Annotated in this window: 22 protein-coding genes; 4 read left to right on the top strand and 18 right to left on the bottom strand. The window is 52.6% G+C overall.

What is annotated here, in order from left to right:
- The first annotated feature begins 71 nt into the window (after window positions 1-71).
- Window positions 72-389 carry a flagellar hook-basal body complex protein FliE gene (gene fliE, locus CKQ53_RS12030; RefSeq protein ID WP_094118296.1) on the top strand — a complete coding sequence of 106 codons (318 nt, stop codon included), beginning with the start codon at window positions 72-74 and terminating at the stop codon, window positions 387-389.
- A gap of 433 nt (window positions 390-822) precedes the next feature.
- Here the strand turns inward: fliE and fliT are convergent, their stop codons facing one another.
- From fliT to flgB, 14 genes are all read right to left on the bottom strand, one after another.
- Complete coding sequence (gene fliT / locus CKQ53_RS12025) at window positions 823-1,194, bottom strand: flagellar protein FliT (RefSeq protein ID WP_094118297.1); 372 nt, start codon at window positions 1,192-1,194, stop codon at window positions 823-825.
- 120 nt (window positions 1,195-1,314) lie between these two features.
- Window positions 1,315-1,719, bottom strand: a complete 405-nt coding sequence (gene fliS, locus CKQ53_RS12020; RefSeq protein ID WP_409359761.1) for a flagellar export chaperone FliS — start codon at window positions 1,717-1,719, stop codon at window positions 1,315-1,317.
- 21 nt (window positions 1,720-1,740) lie between these two features.
- Complete coding sequence (fliD, locus tag CKQ53_RS12015; RefSeq protein ID WP_094118298.1) at window positions 1,741-3,216, bottom strand: flagellar filament capping protein FliD; 1,476 nt, start codon at window positions 3,214-3,216, stop codon at window positions 1,741-1,743.
- A gap of 304 nt (window positions 3,217-3,520) precedes the next feature.
- On the bottom strand, window positions 3,521-4,501 hold the full coding sequence (flgL, locus tag CKQ53_RS12010; RefSeq protein ID WP_094118299.1) for a flagellar hook-associated protein FlgL: 981 nt from the start codon (window positions 4,499-4,501) through the stop codon (window positions 3,521-3,523).
- Between the two features lie 54 nt (window positions 4,502-4,555).
- Window positions 4,556-6,208, bottom strand: a complete 1,653-nt coding sequence (gene flgK, locus CKQ53_RS12005) for a flagellar hook-associated protein FlgK (RefSeq protein WP_118895027.1) — start codon at window positions 6,206-6,208, stop codon at window positions 4,556-4,558.
- Between the two features lie 103 nt (window positions 6,209-6,311).
- Window positions 6,312-7,289: a flagellar assembly peptidoglycan hydrolase FlgJ gene (gene flgJ, locus CKQ53_RS12000; protein WP_085653371.1), complete on the bottom strand. Its 978-nt coding sequence runs from the start codon at window positions 7,287-7,289 to the stop codon at window positions 6,312-6,314.
- Window positions 7,289-8,398 carry a flagellar basal body P-ring protein FlgI gene (locus CKQ53_RS11995; RefSeq protein WP_094118301.1) on the bottom strand — a complete coding sequence of 370 codons (1,110 nt, stop codon included), beginning with the start codon at window positions 8,396-8,398 and terminating at the stop codon, window positions 7,289-7,291. Before CKQ53_RS11995 ends, flgJ begins: the two co-directional genes overlap by 1 nt.
- Window positions 8,399-8,408: 10 nt before the next feature.
- Window positions 8,409-9,167: a flagellar basal body L-ring protein FlgH gene (locus CKQ53_RS11990; protein WP_240503843.1), complete on the bottom strand. Its 759-nt coding sequence runs from the start codon at window positions 9,165-9,167 to the stop codon at window positions 8,409-8,411.
- A gap of 12 nt (window positions 9,168-9,179) precedes the next feature.
- Complete coding sequence (gene flgG / locus CKQ53_RS11985; RefSeq protein ID WP_085653369.1) at window positions 9,180-9,962, bottom strand: flagellar basal-body rod protein FlgG; 783 nt, start codon at window positions 9,960-9,962, stop codon at window positions 9,180-9,182.
- A 20-nt stretch (window positions 9,963-9,982) separates the two neighbouring features.
- A complete protein-coding gene (locus tag CKQ53_RS11980) occupies window positions 9,983-10,738 on the bottom strand; it encodes a flagellar basal body rod protein FlgF (protein WP_118895025.1) in 756 nt (251 codons plus the stop codon).
- A 22-nt stretch (window positions 10,739-10,760) separates the two neighbouring features.
- Window positions 10,761-11,999 (bottom strand): flagellar hook protein FlgE, encoded by a 1,239-nt coding sequence (flgE, locus tag CKQ53_RS11975; protein WP_094118302.1) that lies wholly within the window; start codon window positions 11,997-11,999, stop codon window positions 10,761-10,763.
- Between the two features lie 81 nt (window positions 12,000-12,080).
- Window positions 12,081-12,761 (bottom strand): flagellar hook assembly protein FlgD, encoded by a 681-nt coding sequence (gene flgD, locus CKQ53_RS11970; RefSeq protein ID WP_085653367.1) that lies wholly within the window; start codon window positions 12,759-12,761, stop codon window positions 12,081-12,083.
- An 18-nt stretch (window positions 12,762-12,779) separates the two neighbouring features.
- Window positions 12,780-13,184 (bottom strand): flagellar basal body rod protein FlgC, encoded by a 405-nt coding sequence (flgC, locus tag CKQ53_RS11965; protein ID WP_085653366.1) that lies wholly within the window; start codon window positions 13,182-13,184, stop codon window positions 12,780-12,782.
- Window positions 13,185-13,189: 5 nt separating this feature from the next.
- Window positions 13,190-13,603, bottom strand: a complete 414-nt coding sequence (flgB, locus tag CKQ53_RS11960) for a flagellar basal body rod protein FlgB (RefSeq protein WP_085653365.1) — start codon at window positions 13,601-13,603, stop codon at window positions 13,190-13,192.
- 205 nt (window positions 13,604-13,808) lie between these two features.
- Here flgB and flgA point away from each other — a divergent pair, with 205 nt between their 5' ends.
- From flgA to CKQ53_RS11945, 3 genes are all read left to right on the top strand, one after another.
- Window positions 13,809-14,483, top strand: a complete 675-nt coding sequence (flgA, locus tag CKQ53_RS11955; protein ID WP_162896356.1) for a flagellar basal body P-ring formation chaperone FlgA — start codon at window positions 13,809-13,811, stop codon at window positions 14,481-14,483.
- A gap of 80 nt (window positions 14,484-14,563) precedes the next feature.
- The gene (gene flgM, locus CKQ53_RS11950) at window positions 14,564-14,860 is read left to right on the top strand and encodes a flagellar biosynthesis anti-sigma factor FlgM (RefSeq protein ID WP_094118303.1); all 297 of its coding nucleotides are present in this window, start codon (window positions 14,564-14,566) and stop codon (window positions 14,858-14,860) included.
- Between the two features lie 28 nt (window positions 14,861-14,888).
- Window positions 14,889-15,326 carry a flagella synthesis protein FlgN gene (locus tag CKQ53_RS11945; protein ID WP_085651922.1) on the top strand — a complete coding sequence of 146 codons (438 nt, stop codon included), beginning with the start codon at window positions 14,889-14,891 and terminating at the stop codon, window positions 15,324-15,326.
- Between the two features lie 22 nt (window positions 15,327-15,348).
- Here CKQ53_RS11945 and CKQ53_RS11940 read toward each other — a convergent pair whose 3' ends face one another.
- From CKQ53_RS11940 to cheZ, 4 genes are all read right to left on the bottom strand, one after another.
- Window positions 15,349-15,759 carry a flagellar protein FlhE gene (locus tag CKQ53_RS11940; RefSeq protein WP_118895023.1) on the bottom strand — a complete coding sequence of 137 codons (411 nt, stop codon included), beginning with the start codon at window positions 15,757-15,759 and terminating at the stop codon, window positions 15,349-15,351.
- Window positions 15,756-17,849 carry a flagellar biosynthesis protein FlhA gene (gene flhA, locus CKQ53_RS11935; protein ID WP_085651924.1) on the bottom strand — a complete coding sequence of 698 codons (2,094 nt, stop codon included), beginning with the start codon at window positions 17,847-17,849 and terminating at the stop codon, window positions 15,756-15,758. Before flhA ends, CKQ53_RS11940 begins: the two co-directional genes overlap by 4 nt.
- A complete protein-coding gene (gene flhB / locus CKQ53_RS11930; protein WP_094118304.1) occupies window positions 17,842-18,993 on the bottom strand; it encodes a flagellar biosynthesis protein FlhB in 1,152 nt (383 codons plus the stop codon). The genes flhA and flhB overlap by 8 nt, the downstream gene beginning before the upstream one ends.
- A 223-nt stretch (window positions 18,994-19,216) precedes the next feature.
- Complete coding sequence (gene cheZ / locus CKQ53_RS11925; protein ID WP_026741075.1) at window positions 19,217-19,864, bottom strand: protein phosphatase CheZ; 648 nt, start codon at window positions 19,862-19,864, stop codon at window positions 19,217-19,219.
- Between the last annotated feature and the right edge of the window lie 8 nt (window positions 19,865-19,872).

Genomic DNA, 19,872 nt, shown 5'->3' with positions numbered 1-19,872 from the left:
TAGGGTTGCTGGTATTCTGCTAAAGTTATCGCCTGTAAATAATTGGTCACTGAGAAAACCCGAGGGTTTAAATGTCAATACAGGGAATTGAATCTGTCGTTCAGCAGCTACAAAGCGTAGCACTTCAGTCGACGGGCAGTACTTCTAATGCCATTGCAGAGCAGCAAAGCGGCTTTGCGGACGAGATGAAATCCGCGCTGGGAAAAATCAGCGAACAACAAACCACGGCACGCGCACAGGCGCAAAAATTCGAGCTGGGTGAAGAAGGCGTGGCACTGAATGACGTGATGGTCGACCTGCAAAAAGCGTCAATTTCGATGCAAATGGGCATTCAGGTAAGAAATAAACTGGTATCGGCTTACCAGGAAATCATGAATATGTCGGTATAAATAAAGACAGCTATCTTTTTATACCCTCAGCTTTTAGCCATCCAATTATAAGCACCCTTCGGGCTATTCGCTCTCGCATAGCCTGGTCTTGCATATTTATAAATTCTTTCCGCACCTGTTTTATGACAGGTATTGCGGTTGGGCCCCTCGGTTTTATTTCCGCTCATTTATCTCACAAATACCTTGGAATATGCCCAAGCCAGACTTGTAAGCCATTCACATTCATCTTGTGTCCAAGGTCTGCGCGAGGTTAAACGCCGTAGTAATGCCGCAAAGCAACGAGCTTATCGGGCCGAGCATTCAGCGGTAAGCGGTAATACATTTGGGATAAGAATATGAGCCGGTACAGGCAGAGTATGAGAGTCTGCCTCAGGGGACATGAGCCTCGCCGTAGCCTTGACGACGAGACTGAGGGACGTTGAAATCAGTCGATTTATTCTTTCCCGCCGCCGGGCAGCATAGAATCGCCATCGGCGAATTTATGGTAGGCCGCATTCAACGACTGCTGTCTGACAGACTGACCAATAAGTCCCTTCAACTCATTCATGCGTGACTCGAGGCGTTGAGTAATCAGCGTCTCATTTTCCAGAATCGTATCAAGGCACTGCTTGATCTTACGTTGTTCAACGCCAGAGACTTTATTGTTGTATTCGATTAGGCCCGGAAGAAGTCCAACCGCTTCAAGATAAAGCTGCTCAACTTCAATCAATTCTGCCCATTCTGCTTTTTTTGCAAGTGCCAGCATACGATCGCTTAGTTCAAGGATTTGCTGATAACAGGCAAGAACTGAATTGCTGGCTTCCATTGTGGTTTCCTGACTTACACTGTTGTTTATGTTTAACGCAAAACGGCAAAAACAGACACTGTGCCGTACACGAAGCTATTACGATAATGTTCCCGGCACAGACAAAAGCTAAATTACGAATCAATCAGCAGCGTTATTTTTTTCAGGGCCTATTTCTTTCCAGGAGTCAGCAATGCCTCGTAATAGTTCCGTTATATTTTCGAGTAGCGCACGATCGTTGTGCAGATTGGCATGAAGCAGCTGACGGATCATATAGTCGTAAAGCTGCGCCAGATTAGTGCTGATTTCTCCGCCCTTCTCCATATCAAGAGAAGCCAGTAATCCACTGTCAATAATTCTGATGGCTTTGGTAATCGCATTACCCTTCTCCACCGTGTCGCCCTGTTCCATGAAGATATCTGCACGAACCAAGGCGCTGATGGCGCCATCAAACAACATGGTAATCAGTTTATGCGGGCTGGCGCTCATCACGCCACTTTCCAAACCGACCTGCGCATAAGCCTGTGAACCATACATCATGGCCATAACCGTTCCTTACCCTACTCGTTAACTGCTGGAGCTATTGCTAAGTTGTTCGAACGCCGACGTCAGGTAGCTTGCTGTACTATCTAACTGTTGTACCAGTACGTCCAGCTTGGTGAACTGCGTTTTATAACGAGCCATTGTATTTTCAATGCTGCTCTGGACAGTCGTGTACTGTGTTTTCAGCTTGTCGATAATGGACGTGATACCTGATTCCGCGTTATCGATCAAACCTTTACTTTTGGTATAGGAGGACACAGTAGATACCAGCTGCGTTGCCAGCCCCGTTTTCTTGCCGTCGCCCATGAAGAACTCACCAACAGCAGAACCCTCGTCAGTCAGCGCATTCACCAGAGCGGTGTTATCAATACTCAGCGTTCCACGAACCACCGTACCCGTGGTAGCGTCCGTTGTCGTACTCAGCGAGATACCCATCTCAGAGAGCACTTTGAAGGTGTCGCTGCTCTGCGCCGAGCTTATTATGGTCTTCAGCTGGTTTTTAATACCGCTCAGGGTAGAGTCTCCGACCAAAGCACCGTTGCTGGTGGACTGTGATTCACCCGCACTCACGCTGCTGTAAGCGCTCAGCGACGCGAATGACGTCAGTAACGTGTTATAAGAGCTAACCCAATCGGTAATCGCGCTGGCGGCATCTGTGACGCTTTTAGTCACCACCAGATTTTCCGATGAGCTAGAAACCGCGTTCAACGTCAGCGTCACACCTTCGGTCGGGACATCTGTCACTGTATTGCTACTACGTTCAATGGCGATACCGTTGACCGTCAGCTCAGCATTTTGCGCCGCGACCTGCTGCGTCATCCCGTTGGATGACGACGTGCTGTCATATCCCAGGATGCTGTTCAAGGCGCTGTCATTTGAGCTCACGCTCATCGTCGACGTCTCACCCGTCTTATCAGAGGTCAACGTCAGCTGATAGCTGCTGTCACCCGACTGCACAATGCTGGCGGTCACACCCGCCTTGGCGGTATTGATGGCGCTCGCAATACCTGAAAGCGTGGTCTGATCGTTGGTCAGCGCGACATTGACCGCACTGCCGCTACCGACCTGCAGAGTCAGGTTGCGCGTTGTCAGACTGCTATCGCCCAGCTGAGCTGTTTTACTGGTTTGAGCCGCGGTAGCTAACGTTTGGGCCGTTGCCAGCTGGGTCACTTTTACCGCATACGACCCGGAAGTGGCTGTAGAAGTAGCCGTAGAGGTAAAAGCAGTATTGGTCGACGTTTTCTTAGTTGCATACAGCGAGCTGTCGCTCAGCTTTTGCGTGGCGGTTGAAAACGTCTCCAATGAGCTTTGCAGCGTGCCGTAAGCCGTGAGTTTGGACTCATAGCTGGTTTGTTTATTCGTTATCGCGGTAAGTTTCTGTTCCTCGACACTTTGCAAAGACTCAAGAATGCCTGACAGGTCCAAGCCAGAGCCAACACCGAGTCCCGATATAGCAGAGCTTGTCGAAGTCGTACTGGTAGTGCTTGATGTCGTAGCCATATCCTCTTACCCCTTAATAAATGTATTCATCCATCTGCATAGATTATCGGCAGTACTTTTTAAAAGTTTATGCGACTGTCAACATTTAGAAGATAAAAATTACAAGGTTGTTGACGCCAGCAGGGGCTGACAGCACGTCAACCTTGAACGGAATAGGTGCCTACCCTGTCTGTCTCAATTGCTTAGGGCAGAGAAAAAGCCCTATGCGTAAAATAAAAAAACGGCCGTATCGCCTGCTATTAACAGGACGATACCGCCTAAACAAATACGCCCGGTTTAAGCGTATTCCAAAATTTGTTGCTAATTAACTATTCATCTCAAACAGCGACATGCCTTTCATCGAAGAAAACGTGCTCTGCGCTGCCTGCAGCGCCACCTGTTGCATGGTGACATTGGAAATCATTTCATACATATCATCGACATCAGACCCTTTCAGGCTGGTCATACGATCCGAATAGATCAGGTCGCGGCTATCGCCAATACTGTCTAATGTCGTTAATTCATTCAGCTTGCTACCGACGGAGGCCTGTACGGTCAATACATTATCCAAAGAGTTGGCCATGCCTCGGTTAGCTTTATCGAACATCGCAACGTAAGCATCGGTGGTCGTGGTGTCGTCACCCGTATCATCCAGCGGAATATCCAGCGCGGTTAACGCGGTATCAATGCTGTTAAACATGTTGCTTTCACTGGCTGAACCGTCTGGCTCAGTTTTGTAACCCGCCGCCAAGCTCAGAAAAACGGTCGTGCCTGTGTCGCCCGTCGTCATGGTACGGCTGGCATCCACCTTTTGACTCACGGAGCTGTCGCTACCGACATAGGACACGTTGCCATCGCTATCTTCGACAAAAGGGGCCGTATCGGTTTTGTAACCGGCAAAAATGTAGTTACCGTTACTATCCGTCGTGTTAGCCAGCGTCAAGAGCTGATCTTTGTAGCCCTGCAGTTCCGTTTTCATGGACTGGCGGTCGGAATCGCTGTAAGTCGTGCTCGCCGCTTTAACCAGCAGAGTCTGCACGTTTTGAATCACGTCAGTGACCTGATCCAGAACCGTGGATTCCAGAGACAGGTTGCTGGTCGCCGTATCACGAGCGGTAGCAAACTGTTCATTCGTTGACTGTGATTGCGCCAATACAACGGCCTGCGCCGAAGCAATAGGATCGTCCGATGGTTTGTTGACCAGCTGTCCATTGGACAAATCTAACGACGCGCTCTGAAATTTAGAGTAGGCGTTCGTAATGCTTTGCATGTTCTGCTGATAAATCATCGATGAACTTAGACGCATAACACAGTCCTTAAATTTAATTTATATATTATTTTCAATGAATTAGCGAGTCAATCAGTTAACCGCAGACAGCAACGCATCGAAAATCGCTCCGGCAGTTGACAATATTTTAGCGTTGGCCGTGTAGTACTGCTGGTAACGCTGTAGATCAACATACTCTTCATCCAGATTAACCCCGGAGATAGACTGCTGCTTCTCTGTCAACTGGTCCACGATGCTTGATTGCGTCGTGCTGTTGGTGTCAGCGCTTTGCGTTTTCACACCGATTTCACCGACCAGCGAGGCGTAAGCTTCACTGAAAGTGGCATTACCGTTCACCTGATTGCTGGTTTGCAGCGCCAACAGTGCGGCCGCATTACGGTTATCGCTCTCACCCGTGCTGGAATCATTGAGCGCTGCCGCGATTTTTGCTGTGTCAGAGATTGCCACAGACATGTTGGTAATCACTTCGCTAACGGTGTTCAGCGTAAATTTGTCGCCGGAAGTCGCTGTACCGCTAACCGCCACTTCCACGCCGTCGAAGCTCAGCGTCGTGTTGCCGCTACTGTCGGTTCCCGAGGTGTAATCGACGCTGGCACCGTCAGAGGTGCGCGTAACGCCCCAAGAGCCGTTGGTGTATTTCAGCGTGTAATCGCTCGCCTTAACCGCCGTCGTGTCGGTATACGTCGCTGTCAGCGCGGCGCTACCTTTATTGTTTGTGTTGCTGATAACGCTGGGCTGAGTGAAGCTGAAGAAATCCGTCCCCACATCACCGTTCAGATCAACACCTTCTTTATGCTGAGTGTTGAAGCTGCTGGCCAGCGATAACGCAAGCTGACCCAGCTGGTTACGGGCGGTATCCAGCGTTTCAGTACGGAACGTAAGCAAACCGCTGACGCTACCGCTTTCAAGCGAATCTGAGCTCAGCTGAATCGGTTTGCTAATACCATTGTCATAGGCCACTTCCGTTCTTGACGGATCGTCCGGAGATGTCATGGTAACTAAGTTATAGGACGCGTTGCCTTGTACCAAGGTCATGCCGTTAGCCAGGCTGACGCTGACCATGCTGTCCTGCGTGGTGGTGGTCACGCCGACGAAGTTGTTCAGTTCGTTAATCAGCTGGTCACGCTGGTCAAGCAGCGCATTCGCCGAGCTGGAGCCGCTGCCGAGCTGAACGATTTTTTCGTTCAGATTCGCTATCTGCTTCGAGTAGGTGTTGATCTGATCTACGCTGCTTTTCAATTCAGCATTGATAGACGAATCCATATCCTGCAGATATTTATCCGTGCTGCTGAACTGGTTTACCATACTTTGCGCGCTGCTGATGACCGTCTGGCGCGCAGAAGCGTCGCTCGCATTGGTGCTGAGCGACTGGATAGAAGAGAAAAACGAAGACATCAGCGTGGACAGGCTGTTATCGCTGTCGGACAACAGATTGTCGATCTGTGAAACCTGCTCGGAATAGGCTTTTGTACCTGCATAGTTACTGGACGCGGCACGCAGCTGATTGGCCACCAGGGAGTCGTAGGCCCGGTCGACGGAAACAATATTTACCCCATTGCCGATGGTGCCATAAGGCTTTTGCGTACCCGCACTTTGCGCCAGAGATACGCTCTGTCGGCTGTAGCCATCAGTGTAAGCGTTACTGATGTTATTGGACGACGTGCTAAGAGCCACATTCGCAGCTTTCAGGCCTGACGACGCAATGTTTATCAATGAACTGGCCATGAAATTTCCTTTAGATTACAAATTCTAACCGGCAATGGTGTCTAATAAAGTTATCGGCTAGGGCCACACAAACTTGAGCAAGAAATTAAAAAATAAAAGCGGTTTAAAATAAGTTACTTATGTCGTGTGTATAGGCCTTCACCGCTTTCTCGGTCGTGTTCTTAATCTGTCCGATAATTTGCACCAGCTTGTCACCATAACGCGGATCGGTCGCATAGCCTGCCCTCTGCAGTTCATATGCCGCCGCCTCCGCGCTATTCGCATTGACGACGCCCTTATAACGGGCGTTGTCGGTCAGCAAAGAGATATAGTCATTGATGGAGTCCAGATAAGTGTCATAAACGCGGAACTTCTCTTTCACCTTATAGGACCGACCATTTTCAAACTCGGTCGTCATGATCTCGGTCACTTTCCCATTCCAGTTACTGCCTGCTTTCACGCCGAACAGGTTGTGGCTGGGCTTACCGTCGCTGGTCGTGATTTCGCGTTTACCCCAACCAGATTCGAGCGCGGCCTGCGCCATAATCAGGTGATGGGGAATGCCGGTTTTCAGGCTGGCAATCATGGAAGGCATTGACAGACGATTCGTGAAATCTTCAGAGGACGGCGGCAATTCCGGCGCGGCCTTCGTTGCGCTCTGCCCATCCTGATTGGTGCGCTTCAGGAACTCGCCCATCAACGCCGGCGGGAAAGCGGACGACGTCATAAAATCATCTTTGCTGACAGGCATCGGCGTGGTACCCACACCGTTGCCGATCTGCTCGTTAGCGTTACGGCTGAGCTGTTTCACCATCATGTCAGCGAGTCCCAGGCCTTTTGCTGACAAATCCTGGGCAACCTGCTGGTCATACATGCTGGTGTACAACCGGGTCTGGTCGCTGCTGAGCAAGCCGTCTTTTGGCAGCGCCGAACGCATGCTTTTCAGCATCATGTTGACGAACAAACCTTCGACCTGCTTCGCCACTTTTTTCAGCGCGGAGGGATCGTTTTTGACCGCATCATTGCGTAGCTTGTTCAGTGACTTGATGTCATAGGCCGCAGAGGCCTGATCAACCGAGCTGTTGCTATCGAGCTTCATCATTAGATGATCTCCACTTCCGCCTTGACGCAGCCCGCACTGTGCATTGCCTGGATGATGGACATCAGATCCATCGGCGTCGCACCCAGTGAGTTCAGCGCACGGACCACGCTGTTCAAATTGGTGCCCGCATTCACACGCTGCAGCGCCCCGCCTTCCTGACGCATATCGATCTGCGTCTGCTGGGTAACCACGGTCTGCCCACCGGCTAACGGCGTATCCGGCTGATTCACGTTCTGCTGATTGTTGACCGTAACGGACAGGTTGCCCTGTGCGATAGCACAAGAGTCGAGCGTCACGTTGCGGTTCATCACCACCGAGCCGGTGCGAGAGTTGATGATGATCTTCGCATCCATTTCGCCGGTGTTAATGTTGATATCCTGAATCTGCGCCAGAAAACGAACCTGAGATGTGCTACCGGACGGTAAAGTCACTTCCACGGTACGACCATCAAGCGGTCTGGCAACGCCGGAGCTATTGAACTGATTAATAGAGTCGCTGATGCGCTGCGCCAGGCTGAAGTTTTCCTGCTTCAGCTGCAGCGTAAGGTTGTTGGACGCGCCGAACGTGGTGGGCAGCTCGCGCTCAATGGTCGCGCCGCCGTTGATTCGGCCGCCGGACAACTGGTTTACCTTGACCTGGCTGCCGCCGGAAGAGGCGCCCGCGCCGCCCACCAACATGTTGCCCTGCGCCAGCGCGTAGACCTGATTATCCACCCCTTTCAGCGGCGTCATGAGCAGCGTACCGCCGCGCAGACTTTTCGCTGAACCCAGAGAGGACACCACGATATCGATTTTCTGACCGGCCCGTGCAAATGCCGGGTAGTTGGCGGTCACCATCACGGCCGCGACGTTTTTCAGCTGCATGTTGGTGCCGCTGGGAACGGTAATCCCCAGCTGCGACAGCATGTTGGTCAAACTCTGCGTCGTAAACGGCGTCTGAGTGGTTTGGTCGCCCGTGCCATCAAGACCGACAACCAGGCCGTATCCAATCAGCGGGTTATCACGTACGCCTTGAATATCAACCAAATCACGTAAACGCTCGGCGTGTGCTGATGACAAGAGCGTCAGTGATAATGTGATAAATGAAAAAATAAGGTGACGAACCCGCATGATTAACCTCTTAAAATGGTGAAACGTTCAGGAAGAAGCGCTGTAACCACCCCATTTCCTGGGCTTCATTGATATAGCCTTTACCGACGTATTCAATTCGGGCGTCAGCAACCTGCGTGGAGACCACGGAGTTCGACCCGGTAATTGTTCTCGGATTCACGATGCCGGAGAAACGGATATATTCCGCCCCTTGGTTGATGGCGATCTGTTTCTCGCCCACCACCTTCAGGTTGCCGTTACTCAACACGTCTTTCACCGTCACCGTTATCGTACCGGTAAAGGTGTTTTTCGCGGTCGCTCCACCGGAACCGTCGAAGTCGTTCTTACCTTCTACGTCGAAGTCGGCGCGCTGATTACCGAACAGACCTTGCAACAGACGAGGCGCCGTAGTGACACCAAGCGATCCAGAGCCATCACGGGATGAGTTCGCGCTCGAACTTTTGCTGGCGCTGACATTCTCCTGCAGGGTGATCGTCAAGATATCGCCGACGTTGCGGGGACGACGGTCCTCGAACAGCGGCTGATAGCCATAGTTCATCGGCTGAACCATCTGAAAGATCGATCCATTGGTAGCAACCAGGTTGGGCGGCGCAGGCTGCGCCGTCGTTTCACCTTCTACCAGCTCTTTGTGCGGAAAATAGGCGCATCCGGCCAATGAAGCGCATACCGATAGCACGAGCGCCGGTACGACGACATTTTTCCACCCGGCGCGGCATAGGCGAACACCGCGCGTGCGCGGTGCGTTCACTTCTTTTCTCATTAACACCATAAATGTGCTTTCTTAAATTTGCGTAAGCCGCTGCAGCATGGCATCGGAAGTCGACACCGCCTTACTGTTTATTTCGTAGGCACGCTGGACCTGGATCATATCGACCAGTTCTTCCGCCACATTGACGTTAGAAGTTTCAACAAAACCCTGATAAAGCACGCCTGCGCCGTTCTGACCCGGAGTCGACTCTGTCGGCGCGCCGGAGCTCTGCGTTTCCTGGTACAGGTTTTCACCCAGGCTCTGCAAGCCGGTCGGGTTGATAAACGTGCTGAGCGTCAACTGACCAATCTGCGTCGCAGCCGCCTGACCCTGTTCAGTCACGCTCACTACACCGTCACGCGCTACCGTCATGGATACCGCGGTATCAGGCACCGTAATCGCCGGCTGAACCTGATAACCACTAGAGGTAACCAGCTGGCCGTTCGCATCCAACTGAAAAGAACCGTCGCGCGTATAGGCGGTCGTACCATCAGGAAGCAGGATCTGGAAAAAGCCCTGACCGTTGACAGCGATGTCTTTGGTGTTTTCCGTCTGTTCCAGGTTACCCTGGCTGTGCAAACGCTCTGTCGAAACCGGACGAACCCCCGTACCCAGCTGCAAACCAGAGGGCAAATTGGTTTGTTCAGAAGACTGAGCCCCCGGCTGGCGAACCGTTTGATACAGCAGATCTTCGAAAACCGCGCGCTGACGCTTAAAGCCGTTGGTGCTGACGTTAGCGAGGTTGTTCGAGATGACATCCATGTTGGTCTGCTGAGCATCAAGCCCGGTTTTTGCAATCCACAGTGAACGAATCATAGTGTTACCCTTAAAATTAATTAACTAACAGACAGCAGCTTGTTCGCGCTCTCGGCGTTTTGATCGACGTTGGTGATCACTTTCATCTGCATTTCAAAGCGCCGGGCGCTGTTGATCATGTCAACCAGCGTTTCCGTCGTGTTCACGTTGCTGCCTTCAAGGACGCCAGGCATCACTTTCACTGTGTCATCCGCCGGCAGTGCGTTGCCGACTTGCTGCTGAGCCTGCGGCGAAATGTGGAACAGGCCGTCATCGCCGCGAACCAGCTGGTTCGGTTCGGACTTGACCAGTTTCAGCGCGCCCGCCGCCCCTACCGTATTCGGCGCATCGCCGTCACCTAAAGCGGAAATCGTTCCGTCTGCGGCGATGGTGACAGTGGACTGCACCGGCACCGTCAGCGGACCATCGTCGCCGACGACCGGATAGCCCTGAATGGTGAGCTGACCGGTTTCATCCAACTGAATAGCACCATTGCGGGTATAAGCTTCTTCGCCGTTGGGGAGCTGTACGGCCAACCAACCGTCGTCCTGCACCGCCACGTCCAGAGGACGGGACGTATAGTTCAGCGGCCCCTGTGACATATCTGCACCCGGAGTCGACGCCACGACCAGCGTACGGGTTGGGAGCGTAGGCCCCTCGACCGGCACCGCGCGCATGGCATTTAACTGCGCCCGAAAACCGGGCGTCGACACATTGGCCAGGTTGTTGGCGATGACCGACTGCTGTTCCATCGTCTGGCTAGCAGCGCCCATCGCTGTATATATGGCATGATCCATATCGTTACCTTGTGTGGCTTAATTAACGCAGGTTGACCAGCGTGTTCAGGATGGAGTCCTGCGTTTTGATGGTCTGGGCGTTGGACTGATAGTTACGCTGGGCAACGATCATACTGACCAATTCCGCCCCGATATCGACGTTGGATGACTCCAGCGCGCCGCTCGTCAGTGAGCCCAACAGACCGGTACCCGCAGAACCCAGTGAAGCTTCACCGGAAGAAGATGTCGCACTCCACACGTTGTCACCTTCAGACTTCAGGCCCTGGTTGTTGGAGAACGTGGCCAGCACGATCTGTCCCAACAATTGGCTCTGGCCGTTGGAGTAAGTCCCGCTGATGGTGCCGTCATCGTTGATGGCGTATTCAACCAGGTTACCGGTGGTGTAACCGTTCTGCGTTTTACTCAGCTCGGAGCTGCTCGCGTTCTGCTGGGTGGAGCCAGTGAAATCGATAGTGAATGCGTTGGCGGCAGAACCATTCAGAGAGTTGGTGTTGATTGTGAAAGACTTCGTATCCGTGGCTGCTGTTGCCCCAGGAAGAGTCGTTCCAGATAGCTGACCGCTGGTGCTGAAGTTCAGCGAGCCAAGATCCTGAGCGGTAGCGTTGCTATCACTGCTGTCCAGCGCGTGCACTTCCCAAGTGTTGTCAGCCGTTTTTGAGAAATACAGGTTCATGACGTGGGTGTTACCCAGACTGTCGTAGGTCGTCATGGACTTGGTCCAGCTATAAGTGCTGGAATTGGTCGCATCGAACGTGGTGCCAGCGGCCAGCGCCGTGGTGCTGGAGTTCAAGTTAGCAACATAGGTAGAAGTCGACGTCTGCTGAGCGGCGATTGAACCAGCCGAGATGTTGAGCGTGGTCGGTTCCGCACCTGCTGCGATGGTCGGCGGCGTACCGGTAGCGGCATAACCCGTCACGTAGTAGCCGGTTTTGGTGGTCAGGTTACGGTCCGCATCCAGCTGGAATTCGCCGTTACGGGTGTAGTAAACCGAACCGGCGTCGTCCGCTACGCGGTAGAAGCCGTTACCGGAAATGGCGACGTCGGTGCCGACGTCGGTATTTTCGATCGTACCGTCGTTAAAGTTCTGCGTAACGGCGGCGACTTTAACGCCCAGACCGACAGCAGAATCAGCAAAGATATCGGCGAAAGAGACGGTTGCGCCTTTAAAGCCTTTGGTCTCTGAGTTGGCGATGTTGTTACCGATGACATCCAGGTTACTGGAGGCAGCATTCAATCCGCTGACCGCTTGTGAAAAACCCATTTGGAGGTGCTCCTAAAAATTAGTAGTTTGCTGTGTGTTGTTTTAGGCGGCTGGTCTGCTTGTCAGCCGCGCCATTCACAATCAAATAATTTGTTTGACGTCGCTCAGCGACGCAGTGCCTGACAGGCCGAGGTTAAGCACGGCTTCCGAAGAGTCCGTGTTAACGCCGTAGACCAGCGCATATTTCAGCGGCGTCGCTGTCACGCTGGCGCCATCGGAACCGGTCGCCGTCACCGAGTAGGTGTAGGTGCCGGCGTCGACGGTGCCGCCGCTGTCGTTAGTGCCATCCCAGCTGTAGGTCTGCACGCCGGCGCTTTGAGCACCGAGATCCACGGTTTTCACCGTATTACCGCTGGAGTCTTTAATGGTGACATTCACGTCCGTAGCCGCGTTAGCCAGTTCAACACCAAATGCGGTGGTGGAGCTGTCGGAGCCGACGACGATGCTGTTGCCCTGAATCAGGACGCCGTTGCCAATCAGAGAACTGGCTTGCAACGTCTCGGAGGTATCCAGCTGGCTGGAAATAGAGCCCAGCGTGGTGTTCATGTTCTCGATGCCGCTCAGCGTACTGATCTGCGCAAGCTGCGTGGTCAGCTGGCTGTTGTCCATCGGATTGGTGGGATCCTGGTTCTGCAACTGCGCAACCAGTAAGGTCATAAATTCGTTTTGCAGGTCCGCACTGCTGCTCGTACTGGACGAGCTGCTGGTTGTGCTGGTCTTGCTGGTATCTGTTGATTCGGTAAGTGAAACTGAGACGCTCATGGCTACTCTCCCACGTTATTATTGGCCTAATGTCAACGTTTTCTGCATCAACGACTTGGCCGTATTCAGCACTTCTACGTTTGCCTGATAGCTGCGTGACGCAGAGATGGAGTTCACCATTTCCGCAGTAACATCCACATTAGGCATACGTACATAGCCACGTTCATCCGCCAGAGGATTTCCCGGTTGATAAACCAGCTTGTCCGGAGAGGTATCTTCCACGACGTCGTCAACCTGCACGCCGCCGATAGCCTGTCCATCTGGAGCAGCCACTTTGAAAACCACTTGCTTGGCGCGGTATGGCTCGCCATCTGGTCCGGTGACACTGTCCGCATTCGCCAAATTACTGGCGCTTACGTTCATGCGCTGGGACTGCGCAGTCAGCGCAGAACCCGAAATTTCGAAGATATTAATTAGCGACATACGCGTTATTTATCCTGTAACACTGACATCATGCTTTTGATTTGGCCGTTTAACAGCGTAAGATCCGTTTGATACCGCAGACTGTTGTCTGCGAAATTTGTCCGTTCTCTGTCCATATCTACGGTATTCCCGTCAAGGGCCGGCTGGTCGGGTACGCGATAAAGCAGATCTAAATCAGGCGTTGACGTCGTAGATGCAGGGATATGACGGGTCGACGTAGTGGCTAACGACATCGTCGTACCGGTCGCGCGACCTTGTTTCAGGGCTTTATTCAGCTCGCTGGAAAAGTCGATATCCCGAGCCTGGTAGCCCGGCGTATCCGCATTCGCGATATTCGCAGAAAGGATTTCCTGGCGCTGAGCCCGTAAATTCAACGCCTCCTGCTGGAAGCGGAACGATGCATCTAATTTGTCAAGCATGCTTTCCCTCAGGAAAAGTAATTAAAGAAGAGTGACGATAGACAGGATAAACTTCGCGCGGCAACTTTATCGCCGGAATAGACGGGAAATGAGTAGCTATTTTCTCGTTTGGCACAGACTGCATCTCTGTAAACTGCACAGGCGATGTTGTGTACTGCTACAGTCGGATCGACTTCATTTCATAAAACGGACAGGGGACTATTTGATGGGATTTTGGCGCAAATTAATCTTATGTAAGATTTTTTTCCTTATCTCACTCACCCCGGCGGCGGCCGCTGATCGCGATCAGATTACCGCGCAAATTAAGACGTTCATTCAGGGACAGCTCGACATCCCCTCGGCTGAAGTTAATGTTATTGTGAAAACGCCGGTCGAAAGGCTTGAATTATGTCCTGAGCCACAGCTGTCGCTGCCCTCCAGAAAGAAAATATGGGGCACCCTCAGCATCCGAGCCATGTGTGGGACCCAACGCCATTTTCTGCAGGCGAATGTTCAGGTGACCGCACCTTACGTTGTCGCCACTCGGCCGATACCGCCCAAACAAAAAATCCTGGCAGAAGATGTGGCTCTTCAACGAGGCCGACTTGACGCATTGAACGTACCACCGCTGGCGGACCCTGCTCTCGCCGTCGGCGCTATAAGCATTCGCATGATTGGCGCAGGGCAACCCCTTGCCGCCAGCATGTTGCGAAATCCCTGGGCGGTGAAAATGGGCGAGACGGTGAAAGTGACGGTATCTGGGGATGGTTTTAGCATTGTCAGCGAAGGCAAAGCCATGGATAACGCCGCGCTTAATGACGCCGTCAGAATACGAATGGAGTCCGGACAGATTATTACTGGAATAGTGGCTGAAATGGGATTGGTAAAAATTGTACAATAAGCGTTAAAGCTTGGGCGGGATCGTCCGATATAAGTATTCAGTCACTATACCGATATCATTTTTGTAAGTAGGGAGGCCACATGAGCATTGATAGTACTCGTCCGGTATCTGGAGTAAAATCAATTCAAAATACGGAAGCGGATTTACTTCACACCACAAAAAGTAAATCTACTTCATCAAGCAGCGCAGCGAGCACGAGCAGCCAGACGCAGGTTAGCCTGAGTGAGACGCAGTCCAGCCTGATGCAGCCAAGCAGTCAGGACATCGATATGGAAAAAGTCGATACCCTGAAGCAGGCTATCAAGGACGGAAAACTGGAAGTCGATGTGGGTAAAATCGCCGATGCCCTGCTGAGCGAAGTTCAGACAACTTTCTGATAAGTTTATTAAAAGGCAACGTTGACCCATGCAAATGAATGAAGTTCTGGAACAAATGCTGAATAGCCTGGTGTCGCTTAAAGATATCCTCTCTCAGGAGCAGGATGAATTAAGCGCACGCCAGGTCAATCCTGCGTTTTTGCACCGGGTGACTGAGAATAAAAACGAGCAGTTGTCTATTCTCAAGCATTTTGATAATCAGCGCCTGGCGCTGGATGAGCAGTTGTCGGTTAAACCTCCCTACCCCCACTCGCCGGAGCTGAATGCTCAGTGGTCTCAGATTCATGAGCTGACGAGCGAGTTAAGCCAATACAACCACCGCAATGGTCTGCTGCTGAACGCACACCTTGAAAATAACCAGCAGTCGCTGGCTTTCCTGGAGCAGAAACAGCGTCAGGGCATTTACGGTCCGAATGGACAGACCGAAAACAAGGGTTCACACCTAGGTCGGAAGTTCAGCGTTTAAGACGCCATTCGAACCAGTAACCTTACTTTTTGGTGTAGTTGACTATCAGCTGGTATTTCGTGACTCGCATAGGCTGGCGCAAAGCGCCTTTGCCTGGGACATGAAATACCAGGTAGAACGGCGTCTCCGCCGACAATCCCGCAAACATCTCCGTACTTCCATTTTGCCCATTCAGACGAACACACTGCCCTGGAATACACAGTGACGCGTGCAGTCCTGTCGAATTACGTGACAGCAGTTCATAGCGCCAAAGGACCGACGTCAAAACGGCCCCTTTGGGGAAGGAGCCGTTTGAATGAAGTAAAACTGAACGTTTGGCGATCCCCTTCTGACTAATCAGCAGATTCGCGCCTTCCCATACGGGTTGAGTATCGGCGGCGGTAGCGCTAGCGATGCCAGCCGCCAATAACAGCATTAAGGCGAAACGTTTCACTGCCCTGACCCACCAATGACTGACGTCATGCGAATCTGACGGCTATCCGTAATCTCCTGATTGGAAAGAACGACCAGCTGCGGCAGGCTGCGGCGCAGGAATCGGGACAGCAGCGGACGAAGCGCATGCGTCACCAAGAGAACCGGCGGCGCGCCCAGCGCTTCCTGATGCTGAACCGCATCCTGAGCCTGGGAAAGCAATCTGTCGGCCAGCCCCGGCTCCAAACCGCCGCCGTTTTGCATTGCCTGCAACAATACGCGCTCCAGCGATGACTCCAGACCAATCACCTGAATATCATCGTTACCCGGGAACCACTGCTGAGTAATGGCGCGGCCCAATGCCACGCGCACCACCACGGTCAGTTCGTTCGGGTCTTTCTGGACCGCCGCATGCTCTGACAACGTTTCCAGAATCGTACACATGTCACGGATGGACACACGCTCAGCCAGAAGATTCTGCAACACTTTATGCAGCACCGTTAGCGTGACGACATTCGGGATAAAATCATCGGCCAATTTAGGCATCTCTTTCGTGACGCGATCCATTAGCTGCTGCGCTTCCTGACGGCCGAACAGGTCGCTGGCGTACACGTTAATCAGATGGTTGAGGTGAGTCGCCACCACGGTACTGGATTCAACGACCGTGAAGCCTTGCGCCTGCGCCTGATCTTTCAGCGCGCTTTCAATCCATACGGCTGGCAGACCAAATGCAGGATCTTTCGTGATGTCGCCCGCCAGTTTGCCGATAGCGCTGCCGGGGTTGATTGCCATCCAGCGGCCCGGATGCGCTTCACCACTGCCGATCTCAACCCCTTTCATCAGAATGCGATAACCCGCAGGCTGCAGCTCCAGGTTATCTCGGATATGAACGACAGGCGGCAGGAAGCCAATTTCCTGTGCGAATTTTTTACGAATACTGCGGATACGTCCGAGCAGTTCGCCGTTTTGTTGAAAGTCCACCATTGGGATCAGTCGATAACCCACTTCCAGGCCCAACTGGTCTTCCAGCTGAACGTCATCCCAGCTGGCTTCAACAATTTGCTGCTGCTGGCTCTCCGCCAATGCAGGTTCCGTCGCCGCCGCCGCCGCTTTTCGTTCGTCCTTGCCGCGCGTCCACCAGGCGACACCGAGCAATATGGCGGTAAACAACAGGAAGACGAAGTTAGGCATGCCCGGAACGAGACCGATCAAGCCGAGAACGCCGGCGCTCAGCACCATCACCTTCGGGTTACTGAACAGCTGGGTCACCATCTGCTCACCCACATCCTGCTCGGTGCTGACGCGGGTAACGATGACACCGGCCGCGGTGGAGATCACCAACGCAGGAATCTGCGCGACCAGACCATCACCGATGGTCAACAACGTATAGCTTTGAGCCGCATGGCCAAGATCCATGTTGTGCTGAATGACCCCAACCAACAGGCCACCGATAATGTTGATGGCCATGATCATCAATCCGGCGATCGCATCGCCGCGCACGAACTTACTGGCACCATCCATTGAGCCGTAGAAGTCGGCTTCCTGCGTCACTTCGGAACGACGCTTTTTCGCTTCGGCTTCACCAATGAGTCCAGCATTCAGGTCGGCGTCAATCGCCATCTGTTTACCTGGCATTCCGTCCAGCACGAAACGTGCGCCCACTTCCGCGATACGCCCGGCACCTTTGGTGATAACCATGAAGTTGATCAGGACCAAGATGATAAACACGACGATACCGATGGCGAAGTTACCGCCTACCAGGAAGTGGCCAAAGGCTTCGACGACCTTCCCTGCCGCCCCGGCCCCCGTATGGCCTTCCATAAGAATGATTCGCGTAGAAGCAACGTTAAGCGAGAGTCGCAACAAAGTGGAAAACAGCAGAATCGTCGGGAACGCGGCGAACTCCAGCGTACGCTGGGTGAACATGGCGACCAGAAGCACCATGACGGAAAGCGCGATATTGAAGGTAAACAGCAGGTCCAGAATAAACGGCGGCAGCGGGAGCACCATCATCGACAGGATCATCAGAATCAGGATCGGTCCTGCCAAAACCTGCCACTGCGTATCTTTTAAGTTGCCTGGCAAGCGTAGCAATGAAGCCAGATTAGCCATCAGTCGTGTTCTCTTTTGCGAAGTCCAGTGAATCTGGCACAGATAAATGGGTTGGTTTCTGCGGCGTCAGGCCGCCTTCACGTTTCCAACGTTTAATTTGGTAAACCCAGACCAACACTTCGGCAACGGCCGCATACAGTGTGGCAGGGATGCTTTTTCCAATTTCAGCGTGCTTATAGAGCGCCCTCGCCAAAGGCGGCGCTTCCAGCGTCGGCACGCGATGTTCAGCGCCGATTTCTCGAATCTTCAGCGCGATATCTCCGGCGCCTTTAGCTAACACTTTGGGTGCGCTCATCTTTTTGTCGTTGTACTGCAGCGCGACCGCATAATGCGTCGGGTTAGTCACAATCACATCGGCTTTCGGAACATCAGCCATCATGCGTCGCTGGGCTATTGCCCGCTGCATCTGACGAATACGCCCCTTGATATGCGGGTCGCCTTCGTTCTGTTTGAACTCATCCCGAATATCCTGCTTACTCATACGCAGTTTTTTCAAGTGGCTCCAGATCTGCCAGAAGACGTCAAAGGCCACCATAGGGATCATGCTGAGCAGGACCAAAAAACCGCAGTAAATTGCCAGCTCAAGTGCATCGCCAAGTGCCGTCACTAGCGGTTCGGAAATCAGCCGCAAAATCTCCGGCCATTTATGCCAGAGAAACAGGCCCGTCACAAAGCCCACAACGACAGCTTTAATGATGGCTTTGAATAACTCAGCCACCATCTGTGATGAGAACAGACGTTTGAGGCCCGCAATCGGATCGAGCTTCTCAAGACTAAACTCGAAGGACTTAGTGCTAAACACCAATCCACCCAGCACAACCGGCGCACCAATGGCGACAAGAACCATGCCCATCATAATCGGGACTAATGCCAACGCGGCCAGCTTCAGCAACGCAAAAACATGCCGGCCCATCTGTTTGTTGTCGTTAATGATGTCGTGGTTGAAATACAGCCCCTGGCTTAGCATGGTGCCAAGCCGGTGATACATCATTTCACCGGTCATCCACAATATCCCCAGCCCGATAATGAGCATGAGAATAGATGTCAATTCTCGGGATCGAGGAACTTGACCTTCCTCGCGGGCTTTTTCCGTTCGGTGGGCTGTGGGGGCCTCTGTTTTTTCCAGATCGCTATCGTCTGCCACGTTAGCTGTTCCTGTTTGTTACTGACCAAAACGAAAAATACACGCGATTAGCATGACAAATAAGAAAAAACTTGATGGGTGGAAAAAAGAAGAAAAGAGGCGGCTATTTGGTGCATAAGCAAATACGGAGGGGGATTTACGGTCGGGAGAAGGCCCGACCGTAAAAATCCACATGCCTTTGCCTGATATCCCCCAATCTACAGACTGTCAGGGGTCGGGCTAATCAGAATCCGAGGCTATCGAGCAGATCGTCGACCTGATCCTGATTTGAGACAATACCTGCAGCGGTTTTGTCGACTTGAGGACCGTTGAGCAGTCCATCGTCAGCACGCTTCGGTTCGGCCTTTTTCTCTGGCATGTTTTCCAGCAAGACCATCAGCAGCTGTTTCTCGATCTCCTGGACAACATCCATCATGCGTTTGATGACCTGTCCCGTCAGATCCTGGAAGTCCTGCGCCATCATGATTTCCAGTAACTGAGCATTGGTGAAAGAGGTATGTTCGGGAACTTCCTGTAGATAACTGCGGGTATCCGTTACCAGCTCACGTGCATCGGCCAACTCAATCGGGTTTTCAAACCACTCGTCCCAACGCGTCGTCAGGGATTTGGCGTCTTCTTCCAGCTTATTCTGACGCGGCTGAGAAGCCTCAACACAGCTCAGAGCGCGCTCTGCCGCCTGTGCGGTCATCTGAACAACATAATCAAGACGATCCCGAGCGTCAGGAATTGCTTCCGCCGCTTCGGCAATAGCATGATCCAAGCCCAGCTCTTTCAGGCTATCACGCAGCATACGAGTCAACTGGCCGATACGGGAAATGATCTCGGTCGCAGACGCGTTATCGTTAACAGGGGGCACCGGATGTGGATTCATGACATCTC

The organism is Lonsdalea britannica, assembly GCF_003515985.1.
In the GTDB taxonomy this organism is placed as follows: domain Bacteria; phylum Pseudomonadota; class Gammaproteobacteria; order Enterobacterales; family Enterobacteriaceae; genus Lonsdalea; species Lonsdalea britannica.
This window is presented reverse-complemented; position numbering and strand designations above follow the sequence as displayed.